The 6,216-nt window shown below is 40.9% G+C and carries 5 protein-coding genes; 1 reads left to right on the forward strand and 4 read right to left on the reverse strand.

All coding sequences use genetic code 11. The features are described 5' to 3' along the window. Positions 1 to 33: 33 nt before the first annotated feature. Together dpaL and EO124_RS00915 are read right to left on the reverse strand one after the other, a co-directional pair. Positions 34 to 1,203 carry a diaminopropionate ammonia-lyase gene (gene dpaL / locus EO124_RS00910; protein WP_127057918.1) on the reverse strand — a complete coding sequence of 390 codons (1,170 nt, stop codon included), beginning with the start codon at positions 1,201 to 1,203 and terminating at the stop codon, positions 34 to 36. Between the two features lie 84 nt (positions 1,204 to 1,287). Continuing rightward, positions 1,288 to 2,514, reverse strand: a complete 1,227-nt coding sequence (locus EO124_RS00915; RefSeq protein WP_127057919.1) for a Zn-dependent hydrolase — start codon at positions 2,512 to 2,514, stop codon at positions 1,288 to 1,290. 202 nt (positions 2,515 to 2,716) lie between these two features. Between EO124_RS00915 and EO124_RS00920 the strand changes: the two genes are divergently transcribed. Then, positions 2,717 to 3,634, forward strand: a complete 918-nt coding sequence (locus tag EO124_RS00920; RefSeq protein WP_127057920.1) for a helix-turn-helix transcriptional regulator — start codon at positions 2,717 to 2,719, stop codon at positions 3,632 to 3,634. A gap of 146 nt (positions 3,635 to 3,780) precedes the next feature. Here the strand turns inward: EO124_RS00920 and EO124_RS00925 are convergent, their stop codons facing one another. Then, positions 3,781 to 5,001, reverse strand: a complete 1,221-nt coding sequence (locus tag EO124_RS00925) for a GNAT family N-acetyltransferase (RefSeq protein ID WP_127057921.1) — start codon at positions 4,999 to 5,001, stop codon at positions 3,781 to 3,783. Between the two features lie 54 nt (positions 5,002 to 5,055). Then, positions 5,056 to 5,964, reverse strand: a complete 909-nt coding sequence (locus EO124_RS00930; RefSeq protein ID WP_127057922.1) for a DUF2156 domain-containing protein — start codon at positions 5,962 to 5,964, stop codon at positions 5,056 to 5,058. Between the last annotated feature and the right edge of the window lie 252 nt (positions 5,965 to 6,216).

Raw genomic sequence — 6,216 nt, forward strand, 5'->3', positions numbered from 1 at the left:
TATTAATTGCAAAGTGTCTTATTACCAATAATTCTACCTAATTAAGCCGCAAGCACCGTCCCAAACAATGCGTCGATAATTAACTGTATCTGTATCGCCTTCGGTACTGATGCAAAGAACAACCGACTCTTCATTTAAACCAAGCTCTGAACGCATAGGTGCTTTATCCGCATCCACCATAAGACGGTATACGAGTCCGGTTGTAACAGCACCGCTTTCACCGGAAATAATTTGCTCATCATCGAATAACGGATTCCCCAATACACGCATTCCATCGGCTGCTACTTTATCATCACAAGACACGCTGTAATCGCCGAATTGACGAATTTGTTCCCAGCCTACTGTACACACCTCACCACAACAAAGACCGGCCATAATAGAATCTAAATCTCCCGTCACGGCATGTAGGGTACCATCATTGGCTTTAGCTGTCCGGAACACACAATCTGCCTTATCAGGCTCTACATAAATTATGGTTGGTTTCTTATCACCATAATAATGATTGAAAAATCCGGTTAAAGCTCCGGCCATAGCACCAACACCGGCCTGTAAGAAAATATGGGTAGGTACTGTCTCATCCAAAGCTTGCACTACTTCAAGAGCCATCGTCATATATCCTTGCATAATCCATCCCGGAATTTCCTCATAGCCTGGCCACGCCGTATCTTGCACTAAAATCCAACCGTTAGCATCACCTTGTGATTTAGCAAAACGAACCGTATCATCATAGTTCATTTCGGTAATCTCTGCCGTAGCACCAAGTTTACGAATATTTTCCAATCGCTCTACTGCCAAACCCTTCGGCATATATACAACAGCCTGCTGTTTTAAATTTTTAGCCGCCCAAGCAATACCACGACCATGATTACCATCGGTAGCCGTTACAAAAGTAAAACTGTTTGGCTCTACATTTTTCACTTCAGCCGGCGTGATATTTAATTTCGTAGCAATCACTTCGGCCAACGCATAACTGCCACCAAGGCCTTTAAAAGCATTCAACTCAAATCTATAGCTTTCATCTTTTACAAATAAATTTTTTAATCCCACATGTTTAGCTAATGCACTTAATTCTCGTAACGGTGTTGCCTTGTACCCCGGTAAACTCTCGTGGAATTCCTTAACTGCTTTCGCCTTTGCAACGGTAAATAAGGCATCAAAGTCACTAGGCATAGCCTCTTTTTGAATAGGAACAATATCTATCATAGGTCCTCCTTAACTTATGTCATTCACAGACTAACTATACTCTGCGCAAAACTTTTCCTATTGTTCTTCAAGAAAAGCGACTGATTACTGCGCCAAGTTTTTAATTACATTAATGAATACATTGGCTCCGGCAAAAATGTCCTCGTCTTTAGTATATTCTTTCGGATTATGACTAATGCCGTTCACACTTGGTACAAAAATCATAGCCGACGGGCAAATACGCGCCATCATCTGTGCATCTTGACCGGCACCGGAAGTAATACGACGATTCGATAAATTCATTTCATTAGCCACTTGTTCCACCATATTTACAATCGTTTCATCAAATTGTACCGGTTGGAAACGTACTAATTGCTCTGTATTGATTTGCACCTTGTCACTCACTTCCAATTCTTTTAGGTATGCCGCTAAAGCCTGTTCTTCCGCTATTAAGCGTTCCTCATTAGGATTGCGTACATCAACCGTAAAAATAGCTTTTGACGGGATTACATTAATCGCATTTGGTTCAAAAGCAATCGTACCCGTTGTCGCTACTGTAGTACCACCTGACTGATTGCAACGTTCACGCATAAAAGTAATTACCTTGGCTGCAGCCAAACCGGCATCAACTCGTATATTAGTCGGTGTTGTGCCTGCATGATTAGCTACACCTTTAATCTCAATTCGTTGCCAAGAAATCCCTTGCAAATTTTCAACTGCTCCGATAGAGATGCCTTCTACATCTAAAATAGGACCTTGCTCGATATGCAGTTCAATATACGCACGAGGTTTAATAAATCCCGGTTCTTCTGTCCCTTCATATCCGATACGCTTTAATTCTTCTCCTAAAATCGTGCCGTCTACACCAACAGTAGCTAAGGCTTCTTTTACATCAAGACCTCCTGCATATACAAGGGAGCCCATCATATCCGGTGAGTAACGAATACCTTCTTCATTGGTAAAGGCTCCTACAACTAATGGACATTTTGTTACAATCTGCTGTTCCTGTAAACTTTGAATTACTTCAAGACCGGCTAACACACCATAACAACCGTCATATTTACCTGCATTAATAACCGTATCAATATGAGAACCCATCATAATCGGTGCTTCATGTTTATTGGCCTCAGTCTCCCAAATCCCAAAAATATTACCAATATAATCTACTGCTACACGAAGACCGGCTTCTTTCATCCATGCCACTACCTGATCTCGACCTGCTTTTTCCGTGTCGGAAGCAGCCGCTCTGGTACGCACGCCATTTTCATCAATACCGATTTCCCCAAGTTGGTTGATTCGGTCCAACAATCGTTGTTCGTTAATTTTTAACATAATTGTTCCTCCTATACCTACTGACATCTGCCGTAGAACTTCTTATCTATGCCCTAAGTATAAGGGTATCGTAATTTACTTACTATCGAATACGAACATATTTTTATCTAATTTGTACTTTTTATCATGCTTATTATGTCGTATTGTAATGAATATTCCTTTATAATTTAAATCAAAACATATCATCAAAGGAGGATTAGTTATGATAGAATCTCATCCACAATCAAAAAATAAAGGGCAAGCATTTGCCATGAGTTTCACCAGTGAGCTTCGTGAAAACCTCCCTTATCTAGCACACGATTTACCCTTATCGGTGTATACCCAAGAATTCGTCCATGCTACGTCCGATATGGTACCCATCCACTGGCATGATGAAATCCAACTCACTTGGGTGATTTCCGGAGCATTAGAATATCGTGTTAATAATAAAACCTTTCATTTGACACCGAATACATTATTATTTGTAAATCCGCACCAACTACATACATCAAAAACAATAGACCAAGATACACATTCACTCTGTCTTAACTTTACCAACAACTTATTTATTGACTATATCCAAACTCATTTTATAAATCCCATTACCCAAAACCCGTCACTCGCCTATGCCATGTTGCCTCTACAACCAAATCAACTGAAGAAGTTGGAGACCTTTATAGAGTTAGACGATACTCCATTTCATCATTTAGAGGTTATTAACTTTATTATGGAAATCATCGAACAGCTCTATCCGCTTACCAAGAATGAATCAAAGCCCGTCAACAAAAAAGAGCTAGCTCTGTTCTATGCCATGATTGAATACATTCACAACCATTTCCATGAACAGCTGACAGTTACAGCTATCGCTAAACAGGCTTTTACCAATAAAAATAGATGTACCGCCTTATTCAATAAATATGCCAGTACATCACCTATTAAATATTTGAACAATTATCGTCTTAATCAAGCTAAAGATCTGCTATTACAAACGTCGCAATCAGTATCCGATATTTCACTTGCAGTCGGTTTCAATCAGTTAAGTCATTTTATTGAACTCTTCCGGCATAATTATGGTCTGTCGCCCCTCAAATACAGAACCTTTCATTCTAAACCAATCGGTGACGATGCTATTGAAAAATAATCGTATCTGCAGAGTTCCGTTAAATTTCAAAAAAATTCCCAAAACAAAAAGCCCTCATAAGTTTCAAAACAGCTATCTAATCGGATGTATCTCATCCAATATTAGAAGCGTCTGAGCCTTATGAGGGCCTTCTTATATATTAAATTTTACCACCATTCATTGATGTATGTTTTTTGTTTCGGATATACACGATTGAGCATAGCAATAACCGCTTTTTCACCGCATACTTTGCCTTCAAACAGCAGTTCCGAAGCTGTCATGCGGCCCATAAGGATAAGACTTAAGGCCCCAACTTCACTTACAACCTGCACATCAGCTTTAACTTCATCCGCTGTTTTAACAGCATCCACATGGCCGTCACCATGAATGGTAACCTCATAAGTACCTTCATTCCAGGTTGCCATGGCATCTTTAACACCTAATGTAAAGGTATAGGTCTTACCGTCAACAACGCCCGCCTGATTGGCCCAATGGGCGTCAATATAAACCGGCACAGTTGCCATAGCAGTCGGCACGTCGACAATACGACTCATCATGTAAGGCATGGTCGTATGACCGGCTTTACCGTTCGGATGGAAAATATAGGATTCGTCCTGTATGCCTTCGTTCCAGCGGATGCTCGAACCTTGCGAACGATGATTATATAAATAGTTTAAGAGCCCTTTTTGACCACGACGAGTGGTATACACAAATTCGGTGACCGGAATTTCTTCCGCCCCCAAACGATACACCGCATAGCCTTCAATTTGGCCGTCTTCGGTCTGTACATAAGCTACGCGCACGCCTTCCGCAAAAAAGCTGCCCAATAAACGACGCCATTCTTTTTCACCACGCACAGCATAGCCGGATAACCCCTCTGTATAAGCTTCATAGATAGGAGCTAGCTTAGTCCATTCGTCTTCCGATTGTAAAAGACCGAAATGGAGTGTTTTATCCGTAAGCGGACGCAATTCTTCAAGACTCAAGGTCTGTACCCACTGATGAGCGTACAATTCCCAACCGTATTGTTGGTAAAAGGCCGCTTTGGACGGCATCAAAATGGTGATACCTTGACCGCGTTTTTTTAACTCTTCTAAAGAAGCCGTTAACAGTTGACCGCCGATACCGCCGCGACGGGCTACCGGATCCGTTGCTACGCCTACCATGTAACTCACCGGTACGAGCGCCCCACGCACATTAAGGGTATACTGGCGCAAATGCACCATACTGGTCAGTAAATTTCCGTCATAACCTACCATGGTATGTTCCGGTTCGTACGCTTTACTGAAATAATATTGGAAAAACGGGTCTTCCTTTGTTTCAAAGCAATAGGCCCATAAGTTTTCTACAGCTTTCGTATCATTGGCGTTGGCAATTCTAAATTCCATACTTACACCTCTTTTTATACAAAAAAGGAGAGTCCTCAGGACTCCCCTAATACTTTATTCCTTAACAGGACAAATATCGGCATATACCGCATCATATTTTTCGGCAAAATGATCCGGATTATACGATTCTTTAGCCTTACGAAGGCCCGGTAAGCCCATATCTTCTTCACGGTTTACAAATTCCGTATCGGCAAACTCATGACGAATGAATTCATTGTTGATAGCCTGGTACAAACCGCGGATAGTAGGATTTGCTTTTTCAATATGAATCAAAGCCATACGTTCGTTCAAGTATTCACCGATAGTGAATGCTTCGATACGTCCGAACAACTTGATAGCACCGCCTACAAGACCGAGTTCATCCCAATGAGTGAACAACAATTTAATGGCTTCCAACTCATCTTCGATGCCTTCTTCGTGATGCTGTTCCACCCAAGATTCAGCCGTAGCGATACAGTCGGCAAAAATATCCGAAGTAAGCGGCATGTACTCATAGTTGGTATACTGCATGCGGAACTGATTTAAGTGATTCTTCTTCTGGCGCAATTTTTTACCGGACAAAGTAATCAAATCCTGAGTCTTATAAATGTACTCAAAATTGTCACGGTCCGGCGTAAATTCATAGCAATCAGGGCAAAGCGTATTCATACGCTCCATCATAATCGGATTGACACCTTTTAAACGGAACGGCAAGTTATTCACTTCGAACCATTCTTTGGCCATATCAAGGCCGTCTACGAATTTTGCATCTTTACCGGCAAACGGTGGCAACATAAACGGTTCACGTTTACCGCCCCCTTTGATGAACAATACGCCGTCTTCTTCGGCCCATTGAATGCCGTAAGCATCTTGCCACATAAATAATGTGGTAAAACAGTTATCCGATGCTTCATAATGATGAATAGCAAAATAATCATCAATGATTGGCTTATCTTTTAATTCAAATCTTTTAAATTCTAAAATAGGAATCGCCTCCTACGAACAATAGTAATAATAAACGGTTATAGCGTTCTAATTTATTAATAACGCTGTGCAATTTTTAGGTTCTATATCCCTAACCTGAATACCCTAATCTTATAGGATTTTATTAACGCTGCCCTCAGGGCCAATCGCTACTGCTTTTAGAGTACCGATAGGGGCTGAGTCCATTCAGCGAACTCTATAATTATACTACATATTTGAACTTTGTAAAATACAACTATATCTATATATTTC

The sequence above is a fragment of the Veillonella ratti genome (genome assembly GCF_003992115.1).
Lineage (GTDB): Bacteria > Bacillota > Negativicutes > Veillonellales > Veillonellaceae > Veillonella_A > Veillonella_A ratti.

Bases quoted from the DNA above. Each gene is read 5' to 3' on its own strand.
- dpaL (WP_127057918.1), bottom strand. From the start codon at position 1,203: ATGATAGATATTGTTCCTATTCAAAAAGAGGCTATGCCTAGTGACTTT.
- EO124_RS00915 (WP_127057919.1), bottom strand. From the start codon at position 2,514: ATGTTAAAAATTAACGAACAACGATTGTTGGACCGAATCAACCAACTT.
- EO124_RS00920 (WP_127057920.1), top strand. From the start codon at position 2,717: ATGATAGAATCTCATCCACAATCAAAAAATAAAGGGCAAGCATTTGCC.
- EO124_RS00925 (WP_127057921.1), bottom strand. From the start codon at position 5,001: ATGGAATTTAGAATTGCCAACGCCAATGATACGAAAGCTGTAGAAAAC.